Source organism: Streptosporangium sp. H16 (assembly GCF_051918855.1).
Classification (GTDB): domain Bacteria; phylum Actinomycetota; class Actinomycetes; order Streptosporangiales; family Streptosporangiaceae; genus Streptosporangium.
In genome coordinates this window covers 160,353-179,119 of sequence record NZ_JBPXMD010000005.1, presented here as the reverse complement: position 1 = coordinate 179,119, position 18,767 = coordinate 160,353, and the positions used below count along the sequence as shown (strand labels likewise).

Annotated in this window: 18 protein-coding genes; 4 read left to right on the top strand and 14 right to left on the bottom strand. The window is 71.1% G+C overall.

Features of this window, described 5'->3' with window-relative positions:
* Positions 1 to 69 precede the first annotated feature (69 nt).
* From ACTOQ2_RS10820 to ACTOQ2_RS10805, 4 genes are all read left to right on the top strand, one after another.
* Positions 70 to 1,467, top strand: coding sequence for a PLP-dependent aminotransferase family protein (locus ACTOQ2_RS10820; RefSeq protein ID WP_440099504.1), 1,398 nt, complete (start codon positions 70 to 72; stop codon positions 1,465 to 1,467).
* 153 nt (positions 1,468 to 1,620) lie between these two features.
* Positions 1,621 to 2,169 (top strand): CGNR zinc finger domain-containing protein, encoded by a 549-nt coding sequence (locus tag ACTOQ2_RS10815; RefSeq protein ID WP_440099503.1) that lies wholly within the window; start codon positions 1,621 to 1,623, stop codon positions 2,167 to 2,169.
* A 132-nt stretch (positions 2,170 to 2,301) separates the two neighbouring features.
* The gene (locus ACTOQ2_RS10810; protein WP_362677609.1) at positions 2,302 to 2,913 is read left to right on the top strand and encodes a GNAT family N-acetyltransferase; all 612 of its coding nucleotides are present in this window, start codon (positions 2,302 to 2,304) and stop codon (positions 2,911 to 2,913) included.
* Positions 2,914 to 2,938: 25 nt separating this feature from the next.
* Positions 2,939 to 3,808, top strand: a complete 870-nt coding sequence (locus ACTOQ2_RS10805) for a 1,4-dihydroxy-2-naphthoate polyprenyltransferase (RefSeq protein WP_440099502.1) — start codon at positions 2,939 to 2,941, stop codon at positions 3,806 to 3,808.
* Positions 3,809 to 3,898: 90 nt separating this feature from the next.
* Here ACTOQ2_RS10805 and ACTOQ2_RS10800 read toward each other — a convergent pair whose 3' ends face one another.
* The 14 genes from ACTOQ2_RS10800 to nusA all read right to left on the bottom strand — a co-directional run bounded on the left by ACTOQ2_RS10800 (position 3,899) and on the right by nusA (position 18,760).
* A complete protein-coding gene (locus tag ACTOQ2_RS10800) occupies positions 3,899 to 4,408 on the bottom strand; it encodes a GNAT family N-acetyltransferase (protein WP_440099501.1) in 510 nt (169 codons plus the stop codon).
* Positions 4,377 to 4,553, bottom strand: coding sequence for a hypothetical protein (locus tag ACTOQ2_RS10795; protein ID WP_362677621.1), 177 nt, complete (start codon positions 4,551 to 4,553; stop codon positions 4,377 to 4,379). Before ACTOQ2_RS10795 ends, ACTOQ2_RS10800 begins: the two co-directional genes overlap by 32 nt.
* A gap of 63 nt (positions 4,554 to 4,616) precedes the next feature.
* Entirely contained in the window at positions 4,617 to 5,354 is a 738-nt protein-coding gene (gene dapB, locus ACTOQ2_RS10790; RefSeq protein ID WP_440071126.1) for a 4-hydroxy-tetrahydrodipicolinate reductase, read from the bottom strand.
* 162 nt (positions 5,355 to 5,516) lie between these two features.
* Entirely contained in the window at positions 5,517 to 6,830 is a 1,314-nt protein-coding gene (locus tag ACTOQ2_RS10785; RefSeq protein WP_440099677.1) for a M16 family metallopeptidase, read from the bottom strand.
* The gene (locus ACTOQ2_RS10780) at positions 6,830 to 9,181 is read right to left on the bottom strand and encodes a polyribonucleotide nucleotidyltransferase (protein WP_440099500.1); all 2,352 of its coding nucleotides are present in this window, start codon (positions 9,179 to 9,181) and stop codon (positions 6,830 to 6,832) included. The genes ACTOQ2_RS10785 and ACTOQ2_RS10780 overlap by 1 nt, the downstream gene beginning before the upstream one ends.
* Positions 9,182 to 9,502: 321 nt before the next feature.
* Positions 9,503 to 9,772, bottom strand: a complete 270-nt coding sequence (gene rpsO / locus ACTOQ2_RS10775) for a 30S ribosomal protein S15 (protein WP_030904195.1) — start codon at positions 9,770 to 9,772, stop codon at positions 9,503 to 9,505.
* A gap of 299 nt (positions 9,773 to 10,071) precedes the next feature.
* Entirely contained in the window at positions 10,072 to 11,025 is a 954-nt protein-coding gene (locus tag ACTOQ2_RS10770; protein ID WP_440099499.1) for a bifunctional riboflavin kinase/FAD synthetase, read from the bottom strand.
* A 222-nt stretch (positions 11,026 to 11,247) separates the two neighbouring features.
* Positions 11,248 to 12,147, bottom strand: a complete 900-nt coding sequence (gene truB, locus ACTOQ2_RS10765) for a tRNA pseudouridine(55) synthase TruB (RefSeq protein ID WP_440099498.1) — start codon at positions 12,145 to 12,147, stop codon at positions 11,248 to 11,250.
* Between the two features lie 31 nt (positions 12,148 to 12,178).
* Entirely contained in the window at positions 12,179 to 13,186 is a 1,008-nt protein-coding gene (locus ACTOQ2_RS10760) for a DHH family phosphoesterase (protein ID WP_440099497.1), read from the bottom strand.
* A complete protein-coding gene (gene rbfA, locus ACTOQ2_RS10755) occupies positions 13,183 to 13,671 on the bottom strand; it encodes a 30S ribosome-binding factor RbfA (protein WP_440099496.1) in 489 nt (162 codons plus the stop codon). The genes ACTOQ2_RS10760 and rbfA overlap by 4 nt, the downstream gene beginning before the upstream one ends.
* A gap of 63 nt (positions 13,672 to 13,734) precedes the next feature.
* Complete coding sequence (locus ACTOQ2_RS10750) at positions 13,735 to 14,034, bottom strand: DUF503 domain-containing protein (RefSeq protein WP_329091737.1); 300 nt, start codon at positions 14,032 to 14,034, stop codon at positions 13,735 to 13,737.
* A 121-nt stretch (positions 14,035 to 14,155) separates the two neighbouring features.
* Entirely contained in the window at positions 14,156 to 17,335 is a 3,180-nt protein-coding gene (gene infB, locus ACTOQ2_RS10745) for a translation initiation factor IF-2 (RefSeq protein ID WP_440099495.1), read from the bottom strand.
* 143 nt (positions 17,336 to 17,478) lie between these two features.
* On the bottom strand, positions 17,479 to 17,781 hold the full coding sequence (locus tag ACTOQ2_RS10740) for a YlxR family protein (RefSeq protein WP_362677636.1): 303 nt from the start codon (positions 17,779 to 17,781) through the stop codon (positions 17,479 to 17,481).
* Positions 17,765 to 18,760, bottom strand: coding sequence for a transcription termination factor NusA (gene nusA / locus ACTOQ2_RS10735; protein WP_440071150.1), 996 nt, complete (start codon positions 18,758 to 18,760; stop codon positions 17,765 to 17,767). The genes ACTOQ2_RS10740 and nusA overlap by 17 nt, the downstream gene beginning before the upstream one ends.
* Between the last annotated feature and the right edge of the window lie 7 nt (positions 18,761 to 18,767).

Genomic DNA, 18,767 nt, shown 5'->3' with positions numbered 1-18,767 from the left:
AGCACCTCTCCCGGCGAGACCGTACCCGCCGCTATCCGATTTGGTACGATAGCGCTACTCTTTTCACTCATGAATGACGATAGCAGTATCGTCCGGCTCGCCGCCACGCTCCGTGAGGAGGTGTCGCGGCTCCGTCCGGGCGACCGGCTGCCGTCGAGCCGGGAGCTGGTCCGGCTGCACAACGTGAGCCCGGTGACCGTGTCGCGCGCGATCGGCAGGCTCGCCGCCGAGGGAAGGGTGATCACCAGGCCCGGCAGCGGCGCCTACGTGGCCCCGGCGATCACGCGGGGCGGCGACAGCGCCGACATGTCGTGGCAGACGGTGGCGCTCGGTGACAGGGTGGTGGACGACAGCGAGGTCAGCGGCCTGCTCACCGCCCCGCCCGAGGGGGTCATCCCGCTCACCGGCGGCTACCTCAACCCGGTCCTGCGACCCTCCAGGGCCCTGTCGGCCGCCGCCTCCCGGGCGCTGCGCCGCCCCGACGTCTGGGCGATGCCGCCGCTGGCCGGTCTCCCCGAGCTGCGCAGGTGGTTCGCCCAGGAACTGGGCGGCGACGTCACCCCGTCGGACGTGCTCATCGTCAGCGGCGGGCAGTCTGCGCTCATCCACGCCTTCCGCGCCCTCGCCGCCCCCGGCACCCCCGTCCTCGTCGAGACCCCCACCTACCCGGGCGCGCTCGCGGCGGCGCGGGCCGCCGGGCTGCGCGCGACGGCCGTGCCCGTCGACCGCGACGGGGTGCGGCCCGAGCTCCTCGCGGAGGCGTTCGCCGTGACCGGCGCGCGGGTCTTCCTGTGCCAGCCGACCCTGCACAACCCCACCGGCGCGACCCTGCCCCTGGAGCGCCGCGAGCAGGTGCTGGCGATCGCCCGCGCCGCCGGGGCGTTCGTGATCGAGGACGACTACGCCCGCTACTTCACCACCTCCCCCGTACCGCCGCCGCTGGTCGCGCTGGACGCCCACGGCACGGTCGTGCACATCAACTCCCTGACCAAGGTCCTGTCGCCGAGCCTGCGGGTCGCCGGGGTCGTCGCCCGGGGCCCCGCCGCCCGGCGCCTGAGGGCGAGCCAGCTCGTGGAGTCGTTCTTCGTGGCCAGGCCGCTCCAGGAGACGGCGCTGGAGTTCGTCGGCTCGCCCGCCTGGCGGCGCCACCTGGCCTCCCTGGGCACCGAGCTGGCGCTTCGCAGGGACACCCTCGCCGCCGCCCTGACCGCCCGGATGCCCGGCGCCGGGATCCACCTCGTCCCCCGTGGCGGCCTGCACGTGTGGGTACGGCTCCCCGAGGACCGGGACGAGGAGACCGTGGTGGAGACCGCCAGGAGGGCGGGCGCCCTGGTGAGTCCCGGGCGCATCTACTACCCCGCCGAGCCGCCGGGCCCGCGCATCAGGGTGACCCACTCGGCGGCCGTCCACACGGCCGAACTGGTCGAGGGCGTGCGCAGGCTGGCGACGGCCCTGGACCCCCTCTGACCACGCCTGCCGGTCTCCTTGAACGCGAGATAGGCCAGGTACCACATGACAACCTCCTCAAAACACCATCTATGCCCTTATGATGGTGTCGAAAGGAACACAACCCCCTAATGGCGTACAGTGGTTGCGAAGAGGGAGGAGGTAAGCGACGACATGAACGACCCCTCCGAGCTGGTGATCGCCTTCGTGAACACGTACGACGTCGAGGAGGGGACCGACTCGATCCCCTCCCCTGCCGCGCTGACCGCCTGGCTGGCCGGACGAGGCCTGATCGGCCCGCAGGACACGGCCACCGATACGGATCTGGCGACGGCCGTCGAACTCCGCGAGACCCTCCGCGAGACCCTCCGCCACAACCACGACCGCCCCGGCGGCGGTGATCACGACCCCGGGCCGTCGCGGTCCTTCGGCGCCCTCCCGCTGCGCGTCGCCCTGACCGCCGGTGGGCCGGTGCTCGAACCGGTCGCGACTGGGGTGCCCGGCGGCCTGGCCGGGATCGTCGCCGCCGTGATGAGCGCCCACTCCGGCGGGATGTGGCCGCGCCTAAAGGTCTGCACCGAGAGCACCTGCCAGTGGGCGTTCGTCGACTCGTCCAAGAATCGTTCACGCTCGTGGTGTTCCATGAGGGTCTGCGGCAACCGCACGAAGACAAGGGCATATCGGGCCCGACGGCAGACGGAGCCGGGTTCACGTCATCTCTGAGTCGGATTCCCCGATACGGTGTAAGAGCCTGCCTCACGGATCCACCCGCCTGATGCCCGCTCGCGTGGCACGAGATCTACGAGACAGCGCGTTTCGAGGCGACGGCAGACGGCAGAGAAGGAGCGGGCCGAGATGGCAGACGTAGGCGTGCGGGCGGCTCGGCACGAGGATGTCGCCGCGGTGACGGGCACCCAGATCCGCGCGTGGAAGTACGGCTACCGGGACTTCCTTCCCGAAGGACCGCTGGAGCAGATGACCGGCCCGGCGGCCGAGAAGATGTGGCGCCAGCAGTGGGAGGACGCGATCACCTCGCCGCCCAGCCGCCGGCACCGCGTGCTGGTGGCCGTGGAGCAGGTTGTCCTCGACACCGACGCCTTCCCGGCGCTCGGTCCCGGCGGCATCGAGGCCATGGCCGCGCTGCAGGGCGCGGAGAAGGTCGCCGGTCTGGCCTCACACGCCCCGGCGGAGGATCCCGACCTCGACCCGACCACCGCCGGGGAGATGCTCACGTTCCTGATCGACCCCGACCACGTCCGGCGCGGCCACGGCAGCAGGCTGCTGAACGCCACAGTCGACTACCTCCGTGACGACGGCTACCACACCATCGTGACCTGGGTCTTCGCCGACAACTACGCGGTGCTCGGCTTCCTGGAGTCCGCCGGGTGGGGCGCCGACGGGGCCGAGCGGGTCATCGACATGGGCCGTACGGTGCGGATGATCCGCCTGGCGACCGACATCAGCTAGAGCCGGAGAGGAACCTCGCACGCCCATGGCCACCCCGAGCCAGTGGATCGCCGGAGCACGTCCGCGCACCCTTCCCGCCGCAGTCGTCCCCGTCGCCGTCGGCACCGGAGTCGCGATCGGATACGCCGGAGGGGTGTGGTGGCGGGCCCTGCTGGCCCTGTTCGTGGCCCTCGCCCTCCAGGTGGGCGTCAACTACGCCAACGACTACAGCGACGGGGTGCGCGGCACCGACTCCGACCGGGTCGGCCCGATGCGCCTGGTCGGCTCCCGCGCCGCCTCGCCCCGCCAGGTCCTCACCGCGGCCCTCGCCTGCTTCCTGGCCGCCGCGGTGGCCGGGCTGGTGCTCGTCGTGACCACCGGCGCGTGGTGGCTGCTGCTGGTCGGCGCGCTGGCGATCGCCGCCGCCTGGTTCTACACCGGCGGCTCCAGCCCGTACGGCTACCGGGCGCTCGGCGAGGTCTCGGTCTTCGTGTTCTTCGGCCTGGTGGCGGTGACGGGCACCACGTACGTACAGCTCGAGTACCTGCCCTGGCTCGCGGTGGCGGCGGCCGTCCCGGCGGGCCTGCTGGCCTGCGCGATGCTCGTGGTCAACAACCTGCGCGACATCGTGACCGACAGACCCGCGGGCAAGCGCACCATGGCCGTGGTGCTCGGTGACCGCGGCACCCGGGTCCTCTACACCCTCTGCCTGCTGCTGCCCCTGGTGATCGCGCCCGCGCTGGCGCCCTGGCGGCCGTTCGCGGCGCTGGCGCTGCTCGCCGCCCCGCTCGCCGTCGCCCCGGTGAAGGCCGTACGGGCGGGCGCGACCGGCCCCGCGCTCATCGCCACGCTCCAGCAGACGGGCCGCTTCCAGCTCGTGTACGGCCTGCTGCTCACCGTCGGCCTGGCCCTCTGAGCCCGCGAAGGCCCGGCTCGCCGGCCCCGCCGAGGCCCCGCCACCCGGCCCTGCCGAAGCCCGGCTTCACGATCCGCTGAACCGATCCCGTCACAGGATGCGGCGCATCACGACGCGGGGGGCGATCTCGATGCCCAGCTCGCGCTCGTGGCGCACCAGCTCGGCCAGCTCCGGCCCCCACTCGGCGGGGTCGAGCACGGAGAAGCCGCGCCGGGCGTACCAGGGCGCGTTCCAGGACACGTCGCGGTAGGTCGTCAGCGTCACGGCGGCGAAGCCGGTCGAGGCCGCGTGCTCGCAGACGGCCTCCAGCAGGCGCCCACCGGCCCCCCTGCGCCCGTGGTCGGGGTGGACGGCGAGCTGGTCGAGGTGGACCTGCCCGTCAACCAGGCCGAACAGGGCGAACCCGATCGGCGGGTCGCCCGCCACGAGCACCCGGGAGGGGTCGTCGGCCTCCTCGACCATCGTGGTCCCCGGCGGGAAGGTGATCCCCACCTGGGCGAAGACCCCGTCGGCCGCCAGCTCCACCGCCACCAGCCCGGCCAGCTCCTCCGGCCGCGCCCAGCGGACCTCAGTCGAAGTCGAAGATGGAGTGCTTGTCATAGAAGTGGAGGATATAGCGGCACCGCTCGCAGATCATCAGGGTCAACCGGTGCGAGGTGATACCCCAGCGGCTGTCGAGCCTGCCCTGCTCCTGCTGGAACGCGGTGCCGTGACAGAGCGGGCAGGCGAGCTCGGAAGGCGTCATGGTCGTGCAACGAGCGGCGCGAGACCCGGGGTTCCGGAGGCGGCGGAACCGGCGGGCCACGCGCTAGAGGTCGAGAAGGTGCTCCAGTCCGACGGTGAGGCCGGGGAGCTCGCGCACCCGGCGCACGCCCAGCAGCACGCCCGGGGTGAACGACGAGCGGTTCATGGTGTCGTGGCGGATGGTGAGGATCTCGCCGTCGCCACCCAGGATGACCTCCTGGTGGGCGATGAGCCCGGCCAGCCGGACCGCGTGCACGCGGACCCCGTCGACGTCGGCGCCGCGCGCCCCGTCGAGCTCCGTGCTGGTGGCGTCCGGCATCGGCGCGGAACCCGCCTTGCGCCGGGCCTCGGCGACCAGCTCGGCCGTGCGGCGGGCTGTGCCCGAGGGCGCGTCGGCCTTGTTGGGGTGGTGCAGCTCGACGATCTCGGCCGACTCGAAGTAGCGGGCCGCCTGCTGGGCGAAGTGCATCATGAGCACGGCCGCGATGCCGAAGTTGGGGGCGATCAGCGCGTTGACCCCGGGGTTGGCGTCCAGCCAGCCCCTGACGGTCGCCAGCCGTCCCGCGTCGAAGCCGGTGGTGCCGACCACCGGGTGGATGCCGTGGGAGACGCACCATTCGAGGTTGCCCATGACGACGTCGGGGTGGGTGAAGTCGACCACCACCTCGGCGCCTTCCAGCCCCTCGATCGGGTCGCCCTGGTCGACGGCCGCGACCAGCTCCAGATCGTCCGCCGCCTCGACGGCCCTGCACACTTCGACACCGACGCGCCCTCGGGCGCCGAGAACTCCAACCCTGATCACGGGCCCAAGGCTATACCGAAGGACCCCGGGACGACGGACGGCCCCGGCACGGGACGACGGGGTCGCGCTCGTACGTGGAGCCGGTAAGGGCCGTCACGAAACGACGAGCGGCCCCGGCGCGGGAACGCCGGGGCCGCTCGTACAGGGAGCCGTGAGGGACCGTCAGCCGGTGACGACCGCGCTGAAGTCCCTGTCCTCCTCGTAGGGGCCGATGACCGCGAGGGTCATCGGGCGGGTGAGGACCTCCGAGGCGACCTCGGCGATCTGCTCCGGGGTCACCGCGTCGATCCTGGCGAGCAGGTCGTCGACCGAGAGCAGCTCGTCGAAGACCAGCTCGCCCTTGCCGATCCTGGACATCCGGGAACCGGTGTCCTCCAGGCCGAGCACGAGACCGCCGCGCATCTGGCCCTTGCCGCGGACGATTTCCTCCTCGGTGATGCCGTCGGCGACCACGCGGAGCACCTCCTCGCGGCAGATCTTCAGCACGTCGTCGATCTTCGACGGCAGGCAGCCGACGTAGATGCCGAACTGGCCGGTGTCGGCGAGGGCGGAGGTGTAGGAGTAGGCCGAGTAGGCGAGGCCCCTCTTCTCCCTGATCTCCTGGAACAGCCGGGAGGACATGCCGCCGCCCAGCGCCGCATTGAGCACGCCGAGCGCGAAGCGGCGCTCGTCGGTGCGGGTCAGCGCGGTCGTGCCGAGGACCAGGTTGGCCTGCTCGGTCGGCCGGTGCACCACCCGCGTGCCGGAGCGGAGCTCGACGCCGGGACCCGACACGCGCGGGGGCACCGGCGAGGCGTCGCCGCCCAGGGCCCCGGCCCGCTCGTAGGCCGCGGCGACCAGGGCCACCACCTGCTCGTGGTCGACGTTGCCCGCCACCGACACCACGGTGTGGGTGGGCAGGTAGTAACGCCGGTAGTACTCGGCGATCCGGTCGCGGCTGACCGCGGTGATCGAGTCGACCGTGCCGAGGATCGGCCTGCCGACCGGCGTGTCACCGTACAGCTCGGCGGAGAACTGCTCGTGCACCACGTCCGAGGGATCGTCGTCGTGCATGGCGATCTCCTCCAGGATCACGCCACGCTCGGCCTCGACGTCCTCCTCGCTGATGAGCGAGGAGGTCACCACGTCGGCGAGCACGTCGATCGCCACCCGCAGGTCCTCGTCGAGGATCCGCGCGTAGTAGCAGGTGTACTCCTTGGCGGTGAACGCGTTGATCTCGCCGCCGATGCCCTCGATGGCCGCGGAGATCTCCAGGGCGTCCCGCGTGGGCGTGCCCTTGAACAGCAGGTGCTCGAGGAAGTGGGAGGAGCCCATGTGCTGGGGGGACTCGTCTCTCGATCCGATGCCGACCCACATGCCGACCGCGACGGAACGCACGGTCGGCATGGACTCGGTCACCACCCGGAGCCCACCGGGAAGGACGGTGCGCTTCACGACCCCGGCGCCGTCCTTGCCGGGGTGCAGAGTGGTGGTGATCACGAGTTGCGGTCTTCCCCTCCGCCGCCACCGCGGTTGCCGCCACCGCCACCGCCGTTGCTGCTGCGGGTGCGGGTGCGGCGGGGCCGCTCCTCACGGGGCCGCTCGTCGGCGGCGGGCGCCTCGGCGGCCGGGGCCGCGGACGTCTCGGTGTCGCCGGACTCGGCCTTCGCGGCGGCCTCCTTCTCGATGACCTCGACGGGCACCAGGGAGAGCTTGCCGCGCGAGTCGATCTCGGCGATCTCCACCTGGACCTTCTCGCCGACGTTCATGACGTCCTCGACGTTCTCGATGCGCTTGCCGCCGTGCAGCTTGCGGATCTGGGAGACGTGCAGGAGGCCGTCCTTGCCCGGCATGAGGGAGATGAAGGCACCGAAGGCGGCGATCTTGACGACCGTGCCCAGGTAGCGCTCGCCGACCTCCGGCATGTGCGGGTTCGCGATGGCGTTGATCGCCGACCTGGCCGCCTCGGCGGACGGGCCGTCGGTGGCGCCGATGTAGATGGTTCCGTCGTCTTCCAGGGTGATCTCGGCGCCGGTGTCGTCCTGGATCTGGTTGATCATCTTGCCCTTCGGGCCGATGACCTCTCCGATCTTGTCCACCGGGATCTTGATCGTGATGATGCGCGGGGCCGTCGCGTTCATCTCCGCCGGGGAGTCGATGGCCTCCTGCATCACGTCGATGATCGCCAGGCGGGCGCCCTTGGCCTGCCGCAGCGCGGCCGACAACACGGAGGCCGGGATGCCGTCCAGCTTGGTGTCGAGCTGGAGGGCGGTGATGACGTCCTTGGTGCCGGCGACCTTGAAGTCCATGTCGCCCATGGCGTCCTCGGCACCGAGGATGTCGGTCAGCGTGACGTACTGGTCGCCCTCGTTGATGAGGCCCATCGCGATGCCCGCGACGATGCCCTTCAGCGGGACGCCCGCGTCGAGCAGCGCCATCGTCGAGGCGCAGACCGACCCCATGGAGGTCGAGCCGTTGGAGCTCAGCGCCTCGGAGACCTGGCGGATGGCGTACGGGAACTCCTCGCGCGCCGGCAGCACCGGCAGGAGCGCCCGCTCGGCGAGCGCGCCGTGACCGATCTCGCGCCGCTTGGGCGAGCCGACCCGGCCGGTCTCACCGGTGGAGTAGGGCGGGAAGTTGTAGTTGTGCATGTAGCGCTTGGTGCGCTCGGGGTTGAGCGTGTCGATCATCTGCTCCATGCGGAGCATGTTGAGCGTGGTGATGCCCAGGATCTGGGTCTCGCCGCGCTCGAACAGGGCCGAGCCGTGCACGCGGGGCACGATGTGGACCTCGGCGCTGAGCTGCCGGATGTCCTTGACGCCGCGGCCGTCGATGCGGACGCCCTCGGCGATGACGCGCTCGCGCATGAGCTTCTTGGTCAGCGACCGGAACGCGGCGCCGATCTCCTTCTCGCGGCCCTCGAAGTCGGGGCCGACCTTCTCCAGCACCAGGGCCTTAACCCGGTCGAGCTCGGTCTCGCGCTCCTGCTTGCCGGCGATGGTGAGCGCGGCGGCGAGCTCGCTGCGCACCGCGCCGGTCACGGCCTCCAGGACGTCGTCCTGGTAGTCGAGGAACAGGGGGTACTCGGCGGTCTCCTTGGCGGCGACCTTCGCGACCTTGGCCTGCGCCTCGCACAGCACCTTGATGAACGACTTGGCGGCCTCGAGGCCCTGGGCCACGGTCTCCTCGGTCGGCGCCACGGCACCCTCGGCGACCAGCTTGAGCGTGTCGCGGGTGGACTCGGCCTCGACCATCATGATCGCGACGTCGCCGTCGCCCAGGACGCGGCCCGCGACCACCATGTCGAAGGTGGCACTGGCCAGCTCGGTGTTGGTCGGGAAGGCGACCCACTGGCCCTCGATCAGCGCGACGCGGACGCCGCCGATCGGGCCGGAGAACGGCAGCCCGGCGAGCTGGGTGGACAGGGACGCGGCGTTGATCGCCACGACGTCGTACAGGTGCTCGGGGTGCAGCGCCATGATGGTGGCGACGACCTGGATCTCGTTGCGCAGGCCCTTGACGAACGAGGGGCGCAGCGGCCGGTCGATCAGGCGGCAGGTGAGGATGGCGTCCTCGGAGGGACGGCCCTCACGCCGGAAGAACGAGCCGGGGATGCGGCCCGCGGCGTACATTCGCTCCTCGACGTCCACCGTGAGGGGGAAGAAGTCGAGGTTCTCCTTGGGATTCTTGGACGCGGTGGTCGCGGAGAGGACCATCGTGTCGTCGTCGAGATAGACGACGGCGGAACCCGCCGCCTGGCGCGCGAGCCGCCCGGTCTCGAACCGGATGGTACGCGTGCCGAATGAGCCGTTGTCGATAACGGCTTCGCTGCTGTGGACACCCTCCACGGGGGACCTCCTTGTGGGTCGGTCGCCCGCGTCCGGCCAGACGCACGTGTCGCGCCTGGTTCGTCGTGTTGCCGGCTCCCCGTAGGTGCAGCGCCGGTCTTCGATCGAAGCGCCCGGTTCCGTATGGCTTGTGCCATGATGACCGGGGGCCACTACCGAGGACCGGCCCTCCGACGCCGTGGGGCGCGCTTGCTTGCGGACGCGGGGCACTGTCTCGGCTATTCAGTTTGCTCACCGGGGCGGCGTCTTCGTGGCGCGACGCGCCGACACCACCCCGTATGAGATATGAGGGAGCGGCGCGAACGCCACTCCCTCACAACACTATCGGCGCAGGCCGAGCCGCTCGATGAGCGAGCGGTAGCGCGCGATGTCCTTGCTCTGCAGGTACTTCAGCAGCCGGCGACGGCGGCCGACGAGCAGCAGCAGGCCACGACGGCTGTGGTGGTCGTGCTTGTGCACCTTCAGGTGCTCGGTGAGCTCGCTGATGCGCTTGCTGAGCAGCGCGATCTGCACCTCGGGGGAACCGGTGTCGGTCTCACCCTTGGCGTAGTCACCGATGATCTGCTTCTTTGCTGCGGTGTCGAGCGACACTTTTCTCCTTGAACCTCTGCGGGCACGCGCAATTCCGGCTCCCCGAACGACCGTGCGTGCCTACAGTCGCCGTGGCGAGATCAGCACCGGGATCATCGACCACCGGTTACAGAGCTGACATGCCAGGTTACCACCGGCTGCAACGCCCTCGCACATCGTACGAAAGCACCGGCGAGCCCTGTCCGGAAACCCCGGCGGGACCGGGAGAGCGGGGCCGAAGGTGCCGCGTGGCGCGAGGTCCGTGTGACACGAGGGCCGGGCGGGACCGGGCGGTGGCGGGCGGTGGCGGGCGGGAAAGGTCAGCTCGTCAAGCGCCGCACCTCGTCCACGTCGGCGTGGATCTGCGCGACGAGCGCCTCGATCGAGTCGAACCTGGTGTTGCCGCGCAGCCTCGGCCCGAAGTCCACGGCCACGTGCGCGCCGTAGAGGTCGAGGTCGTCGCGGTCGAGCGCGTACGCCTCGACCGTGCGGGGCACTCCCTCGAAGGTCGGGTTGGTGCCCACCGAGATCGCCGCGGGCCAGCGCTCGCCGCCGTAGACGGCGGGCAGGTTTCCGGTCGAGACCCCCTGCAGCCAGCCGGCGTAGACGCCGTCGGCGGGGATCGCGGTGAACTCCGGCGACTCCAGGTTGGCCGTCGGGAAACCGAGTTGCCGGCCGCGCTGGTAACCGCGGACCACCACGCCCTCGACCCGGTGGGGACGGCCGAGCGTCCGCGTGACCGCCTCCATGTCCCCGGCGGTGATCTGCTCGCGGATCCGGGTGGAGGAGATCGTCTCCCCCTCGCTGACCAGCGGGACCGCCTCGGCCACGAAGTCGTACTTCTCCCCGAGGGTGCGCAGCGTCTCCACGTCACCGGAGGCCTTGTGCCCGAAGCGGAAGTTCTCCCCCACCACGACCCCGGCGGCGTGCAACCGGTCGACGAGCACGGTCTGCACGAACTCGTCCGGGCTCATCCGGGAGAACTCCAGCGTGAACGGCAGGACGCACACCGCGTCGACCCCCAGCCCCGCGAGGAGCTCGGTGCGGTGCCTGGCCGTCGTCAGCCTCGGCGGGTGCGTGCCGGGCCGCACGACCTCCTCCGGATGCGGGTCGAAGGTCACCACCACCGAGGACACCCCGAGACGCGCGGCCATCGCGACGGCACGGGTCACCATCTGCTGGTGCCCGCGATGAACGCCGTCGAAGACGCCGATGGTGATGACGGACCTGCCCCAGTCTTCGGGCACGTCGTCCAATCCGTGCCAGCCTCGCACCGCAGCCTCTTCCCTCGTAGTTCCCTCGTAGCGGATGAACCCCTAAAGACTGCCATGCTCTCGGTCCTTCTCCCCAATCGGGGAGCCCCTTGGCCGCGACCCGCCGCCGGCCACGCGGGACCTCGGAGAACGTCGAAGAACTTCGGAGGACTTTCCACGGACTTTCCACGGGCATCGCAGGACGAACAGGACAGGCGATGACAGGCGATGGCAGGAAGCCCGTCAGGAGACGAAGACCGCCAGGGACTTGGCGATCTGGCCGTGCTCCTCGACCAGCGCCACCAGGGTTCCGTCGGGGCCGAACACCCCGATCGGCCCGCTTCCCAGGCCCAGCGCGGGCAACCGCCCGCCGTGCGCGACGGAGGCCGCCTCCTCGGCGGTCACGTCCCGGCGAGGAAAAGCCGCCGCGACCGCGTCGGCCATCGGCAGGATCACGCACTCGGCGGCGAGCCGCTCCAGGGTGTGGGCCGCCGACAGGTCGTAGGGGCCCACCCGGGTACGGCGCAGGGCGGTCAGATGGCCGCCGACCCCCAGGCCGGCGCCCAGATCACGGGCGAGCGCGCGGATGTAGGTGCCGCTGGAACAGGACACCGAGGCGTCGACGTCGACGAGGTCGCCGTGCCGGCGTACGGCGGTGATCTCGAAGCCCGACACGGTCACCGGGCGAGCCTTGAGCTCGACCTCCTCGCCCGCCCTGGCCCGCTTGTAGGCCCGCTCGCCGTTCACCTTGATGGCGCTGACCTGCGGCGGGATCTGCATGATCGTGCCGGTCAGCGTGGCGACGCCCTTCCTGATCTCCTCCTCGGCGACCTGTGCCGCCGACGCCGTGGCGATGATCTCGCCCTCGGCGTCGTCGGTGTTGGTGGTCTGGCCGAGGCGGATCGTGGCGTCGTAGCCCTTCTCGGTGAGCGCGAGGTGGCCGAGCAGGCGGGTGGCCTTCTCGACGCCGACCACCAGCACGCCGGTAGCCATCGGGTCGAGGGTGCCCGCGTGGCCGACCTTGCGGGTGCCCGCGATGCCGCGGAGCTTGGCCACGACATCGTGCGAGGTCCACTCGGCGGGCTTGTCAACGATGATCAGCCCGCTCGGCGGCGGGGTGCGCTTGGCGCGAGCCGTACTCATTTCGGTCCTTACAGGCGTGCCGGGAAGGGTTTTACAGCAGGGCCCGGAGACTCGCGATCGTCTCCTCGACGGGCTGGTGGGAGGTGAAACCCGCCGCCTTGGCGTGCCCGCCGCCCCCCAGCGCGGCGCTGACGCGCGAGACGTCCACCCCGCCCTTGGAGCGCATGGAGACCTGCCAGACGCCTTCGTCGTCCTCCTTGAGGATGGCGGCGACGTCCGCCTGGTCGGTGCGCCGGATCACGTCGATGATCCCCTCGATCTCGTCGTACGGCAGCCCGTACGCGGCGCGGTCGGCGCGGGTGACGAACGTCCATACCAGGCCACCGCCCACCTCGGGCTCCAGCCGCACCCTGTCGAGCACGGCGCCGAGCACCTTCAGGTAGCCGAACGGGGAGCGGTCCCACAGCTCACGGGCGATCTTCTCGGGGTCGAGCCCGGTGGCCAGCAGCCGGGCGGCCATGGCGTGCGCGTCGGGAGTGGTGGAGGAGTGCCTGAAGGAGCCGGTGTCGGTGACGAGCCCGACGTACAGGCAGGTCGCGATGTCCTTGTCGACCGGCAGGCCAAGCCGGTGGATCAGCTCCTCGGCGAGCACGGCGGTGGCCGCGGCGTCGGGGTCGACCAGGTTGAGGGTGCCGAACCCGGTGTTGGACGGGTGGTGGTCCAGCACGACCAGCTCGTGTGCCTTGGCCGTGTTGCCGGTCAGCACGCCGAGACGCCCGACGGCGGGAACGTCGAAGGTGACCATCACCTCGGGCGCGGCCGGGTAGTGCGCGGGATCGGCGAGCAGATCCTGCCCCGGCAGGAAGCGCAGCAGCCTGGGCACCGTGAAACGCCGGTCGCCGAAGGAGGCGGTGACCCGCTTGCCCGCCGCGCGCAGCGCGAGCCCGACGCCCAGCATGGAGCCGAGCGCGTCGCCGTCGGGCGAGACGTGGCAGGCCAGCGCGATCTCGTCCGCGGCGGAGATGAGCTCGACGGCCCGGGCCCAGTCCTGACCGGACACCGGGCCCGCCGAGTCGTCGTCACGCAGGTCGGGCGTCACGTCGCGGAGCGTCCCGCGCGTTCCGAGGATTCGTCTTCTTCGTCCCCGGAGTCGTCGCCGTCTTCCCGGTCCTCGGGCTTGCGGTAGGGGTCGGCGTCCCCGGCGTGCGAGGCTCCCTCGGCCCGCTTGGCGATCTCCACGTCCCTGGCCTTCGCCTCGGCGAGCAGGTCCTCCAGGTGGCGGGCGGTGTCGGGAAGCGGGTCGTGGGTGAACGTCAGCGTCGGGGTGTGGCGTAGGCCCGTCTGGCGGCCCACCTCCGAGCGGATGAGCCCCTTGGCGCTCTCCAGGGCCACGGCGGAGTCGGCCCGCTCGGCCTCGGAGCCGAACACGGTGTAGAACACCGTGGCCTCGCCCAGGTCGTTGGTGATGCGCGTGTCCGTCACGGTCACGAACCCCAGCCTGGGGTCCTTGATGCGGCGCTCCAGCATCTCCGCCACGATCTGCTGGATCCGATCGGCGATCTTGCGTGCGCGTGCGGCGTCCATAGCTCCCCCCTTCTCACGGGGAAGGCCGGTGCGGTAGGGGTCCGCGACCGGCCGTCTCCGTATCTAGTCCTCGTCCTCGTTGTAGAGCCGGTGCCTGGCGGACAGCAGCTCGATCTCCGGGTGGAAGGCGATCAGTCGCTCGCAGTCGTCCAGCACCGCGCCGCAGTTGGCGGCGGTGGAGGAGACGACCGCGATCCCGATCTCGGTACGGCGATGCAGATCAAGATGGCCGGTCTCCGCGACGGCCACACCCGGGAACCGTCGCTGCACCTCGGCGACGATGGGACGCACCACCGAGCGCTTCTGCTTCAGCGAGTGGACGTCGCCGAGCAGGATGTCCAATGTCAGGGCACCTACATACATAGTGGGTCACTCGCCACGGTCGGCACCGTGCCACGGGGCGCGGGCCCCGCCCACCGGCCGCGCACCCGAGGGGCACTCGGGTGGCACGGCCGGCGGAACGGTTCCTTCGCCTGTCGAGGCATCAGGCTCGCGGCTTCTCCCGCATCTCGAAGGTCTCGATGACGTCATCGATCTTGATGTCGCTGTAGCCGACACCGATACCGCACTCGAACCCTTCACGGACCTCGGTCGCGTCGTCCTTGAAACGGCGCAGCGAGGAGACGGTGAGGTTGTCGGAGATGACGACCCCGCCGCGGATGATCCGGGCCTTGCTGTTGCGGACGATCGTGCCCGAGCGGACCAGAGCACCGGCGATGTTGCCGATCTTCGGCACCTTGAAGACCTCGCGGACTTCGGCGGTGCCCATCTGGACCTCTTCGAACTCCGGCTTGAGCATGCCCTTGAGGGCCGCCTCGATCTCCTCGATCGCCTGGTAGATGACCGAGTAGTAGCGGATGTCGACGCCCTCGCGCTCGGCCAGGTCGCGCGCCCTGACCTCGGGGCGCACGTTGAAGCCGATGATGACGGCGTTGTCGTCGGCGACCGCCAGGTTGACGTCGTACTCGGTGATCGCACCGACGGCGCGGTGGAGCACCCGCAGGCGCACCTCGTCGCCGACATCGATCTTGAGCAGCGCGTCCTCCAGAGCCTCGACGGAACCGGAGACGTCGCCCTTGATGATGAGCTTGAGCTCGTCGACCTGGCCCTTCTCCATCTCGCTGAAGAGCTCTTCGAGGGTGCGGCGACGGCCGGACTTGGCCATGTCCGCGATGCGCTTGCGCGCGGCGCGCTGCTGGGCGATCTGGCGCGCCATCCGGTCGTCGGTGACGACGATGAAGTTGTCACCGGCTCCGGGCGTCGCGGTCAGACCCAGGACCATCACGGGACGGGACGGGTCGGCCTCCTGGATCGCCTCGCCCTTGTCGTCGAGCATCGCCCGGACGCGGCCGAAGGCCTCGCCACAGACGATCGAGTCGCCGACGCGGAGCGTGCCGCGCTGGACCAGCACGGTCGCGACCGGGCCGCGCCCCTTGTCGAGGTGCGCCTCGATGGCGACGCCCTGGGCGTCCATCGTGGCATTGGCCCGCAGGTCGAGCTCGGCGTCCGCGGTGAGCAGGATGGCCTCGAGCAGGTTCTCGATGCCGATCCCGTTCTTGGCGGAGATGTCGACGAACATCGTGGTGCCGCCGTACTCCTCGGCGACCAGGCCGTACTCGGTGAGCTGGGCCCGGACCTTGCCCGGGTCGGCGCCCTCCTTGTCGACCTTGTTGACCGCGACGACGATCGGCACGTCGGCCGCCTGGGCGTGGTTGAGCGCCTCGACGGTCTGCGGCTTCACACCGTCGTCGGCCGCGACGACCAGGACGGCGATGTCGGTCACCTTGGCGCCTCGGGCACGCATGGCGGTGAACGCCTCGTGACCCGGGGTGTCGATGAAGGTGATCTTCCGGTCTTCGCCCTCGTGCACGGTGCCGATCTGGTAGGCACCGATGTGCTGGGTGATACCACCGGCCTCCCGCGCCACCTCGTTGGTGTTGCGGATGGCGTCGAGCAGCTTGGTCTTACCGTGGTCGACGTGACCCATCACGGTCACCACCGGCGGGCGCGCGACCAGGTCGGACTCGTCGCCCTCGTCCTCGCCGAACTCGATGTCGAAGGTCTCCAGGAGCTCGCGGTCCTCCTCCTCCGGGCTGACCACAAGCAGGTTGTAGTCGAGCTCGGCGGCCAGAAGCTGGAGCGTCTCCTCGTTGACCGACTGCGTGGCGGTCACCATCTCGCCCAGGTGCAGCATGATCTGCACCAGGGACGCCGGGATCGCGCCGATCTTGTCGGCGAAGTCCGACAGGGAGGCGCCGCGCGACAGGCGGATCGTCTGCCCGTTGCCGCGAGGGGCCTGCACGCCGCCGATCGCCGGGGCCTGCATGTTGTCGAACTCTTGACGCCGCTGGCGCTTGGACTTGCGACCGCGGGTCGGGCGTCCTCCGGGACGGCCGAACGCGCCCGCGGTGCCTCCACCGCGACCACGGCCACCGCCGCCGGGACGACCGGCGAAACCGCCGCCACCGCCACCGGGACCACCGGTTCCGGTGCCGGGACGACCTGCGCCGCCACCGCCACCCGGACGGCCGGCGAAACCGCCGCCGCCACCGGGACGACCGCCGCCACCGCCGGGACGACCGGCGCCGCCGCCGGGACGACCGGCACCCGCACCGCCGCCGGGACGGCCGGCGCCGCCACCGCCGCCACCGGGACCGGCGGGCCGGCCCTGGGGCATCATCATCGGGCTGGGACGCGGACCACCGGGACGCGGGCCACCGGGGCCGCCCGCACCGCCGCCGGGACGCGGGCCACCGGCACCGGGACCCGGACGCGGGCCACCGGATCCGGGCGGGCCCGAACGGGCGCCGGGCGGACGGGGACCGGCGTTGTCGCGGTCCCCGCGAGGACCGCGGTCCTCGCGGGGACCGGGACGCGGACCCCTGTCGCCGGGACCGCCGTCACGGCCGGGGCCACCGGGACCACCGGGGCCGCCGGCGCGCGGCGGACGGGCCTGGCCCATGCCGCTGGCGTTCGACGAGAACGGGTTGTTGCCGGGGCGCGGGCCACGCGGGCCCGGACGCGGACCGGGCTTGGGCGCACCGGCGCCGGGGGCACCGGCACCGGGCCTGGGGCCCGAAGGCGCTCCACCACCCGGACCGCCCGCCGGACGACCGCCCTCGGGACGCGCCTCGGGGCGCTGGGCGGGACCCGGACGCGGAGCGGGCCTGGGACCCGGCTTGGGACCGGGGCCGGAGGCCGCCGGACGTGCGCTGTCGGTGCGGGGTGCCTCGAACCGCGGGGCCTGCACCTGCGGCGGCTGCTGACGCGGCGGCTGCGGGGGCTGGACCGGCGGAGCCGGGGGGACGACCGGCGGGGCCGCCTGCGGCGCGGGGGCCGCGGGACGAGCCGGTGCGGGACCCGGACGAGGACCCGGCCTGGGGGCCGGTCCCGGCTTGGGGATTGATGTCGACGCCGTGGAGGCGCCGTTGGGCTGGCCGTCTCCCGGCCGAGGGGCCGCCTGAGGCGGCCTGGGGCCTCTGCCCCTGTCGGACGAGCCCTTACTGGGGCCGCCCAAAGCTTCCGTGAGCCTGCGGACTACCGGTGCTTCGATAGTCGAGGACGCCGAACGCACGAACTCGCCCATCTCCTGGAGCTTGGCCATGACGACCTTGCTCTCCACACCGAACTCCTTGGCGAGCTCGTATACCCGGACCTTCGCCACTGCACTCCCTTGTCTCGGCCCGGGAGGCGGTGCCGCCGGACCGTCGTTACGTTGACGTACTCATCGCCGCATGCTCATCAGGCGCTCATAGCTATCTGACCAGCCCATCAAATCGGCGTCCTACATGACAGTCGGTAACCACTTCACCCGATCCTTTCATCGTGTTGCTCTTCCAGGTGGCCACGCAGCCGCGACAGGTCGAGTGATTCCGCGACGCGAAAAGCACGCGGAAACGCTCGGCGACGCTCTGCGAGTTCGAGACAGCTCAAGGTGGGATGCAGTGAAGCACCACGACCTTGGAGCCGTCTTCGCAGGTCAGGGACGATAACGCCCTCGACCACCACCAGGCGGAGCAGCTCGGAGGAAACCGTGCGAACCCGGCACCCCACACATGTTCTCAGTGGGGCAGCCTGGCCACCATATTCCAGCTTACCGTGTGGGCGCATCTGCGGGACCGGCCGCGTCCCCCGGCTGGGTGTCGGGACGGATGTCGATCCGCCAGCCGGTGAGGCGGGCGGCCAGCCGGGCGTTCTGGCCCTCCTTGCCGATGGCGAGGGAGAGCTGGTAGTCCGGCACGGTCACGCGCGCGGCGCGGCCCTCGAAGTCGATCACCTCTACGTGGGAAACGCGGGCCGGAGACAGCGCATTCCCCACGAAATCCGCGGGATCCTCCGACCAGTCGATGATGTCGATCTTCTCGCCGTGCAGCTCCGTCATCACGTTGCGTACCCGTGAGCCCATCGGGCCGATGCAGGCGCCCTTGGCGTTCACCCCCGGGCGCCGCGACCTGACCGCGAGCTTGGTGCGGTGACCGGCCTCGCGGGCGACGGCGGCGATCTCGACCGTGCCGTCGGCGATCTCGGGCACCTCCAGCGCGAAGAGCTTCTTCACCAGGCCGGGGTGGGTGCGCGACAGGGTCACCGAGGGGCCCTTGTGGCCCTTCTTGACCTGCACGACGTAGCAGCGGATGCGGTCGCCGTGGACGTACTCCTCGCCCGGGACCTGCTCGCTGTGCGGCAGCACCGCCTCGATCTTGCCCAGGTCGACCAGGACGACCCTCGGGTCCTTGCCCTGCTGGATGACTCCCGCCACCAGCTCGCCCTCGCGGCTGGCGAACTCACCGAAGTTGATCTCGTCCTCGGCGTCGCGGAGCTGTTGCAGGATGACCTGCTTGGCCGTGGTCGCGGCGATGCGGCTGAAGTTGCCCGGGGTGTCGTCGAACTCCCTGAGCACCTCCCCGCTCTCGTCGTCGAGCTCGGCGGCGAAGATCGTCACGTGCCCGGACTTGCGGTCGAGCTCGGCGCGCGCCTTGGCCGCCGCGCCCTCGCTCCGGAAATATGCGATCAGCAGCGCGTCCTCGATCGCCTTGACGACCAGGTCGAAGGAGATGTCCTTCTCCCGCTCCAGGCTGCGCAGGACGCTCATGTCGATG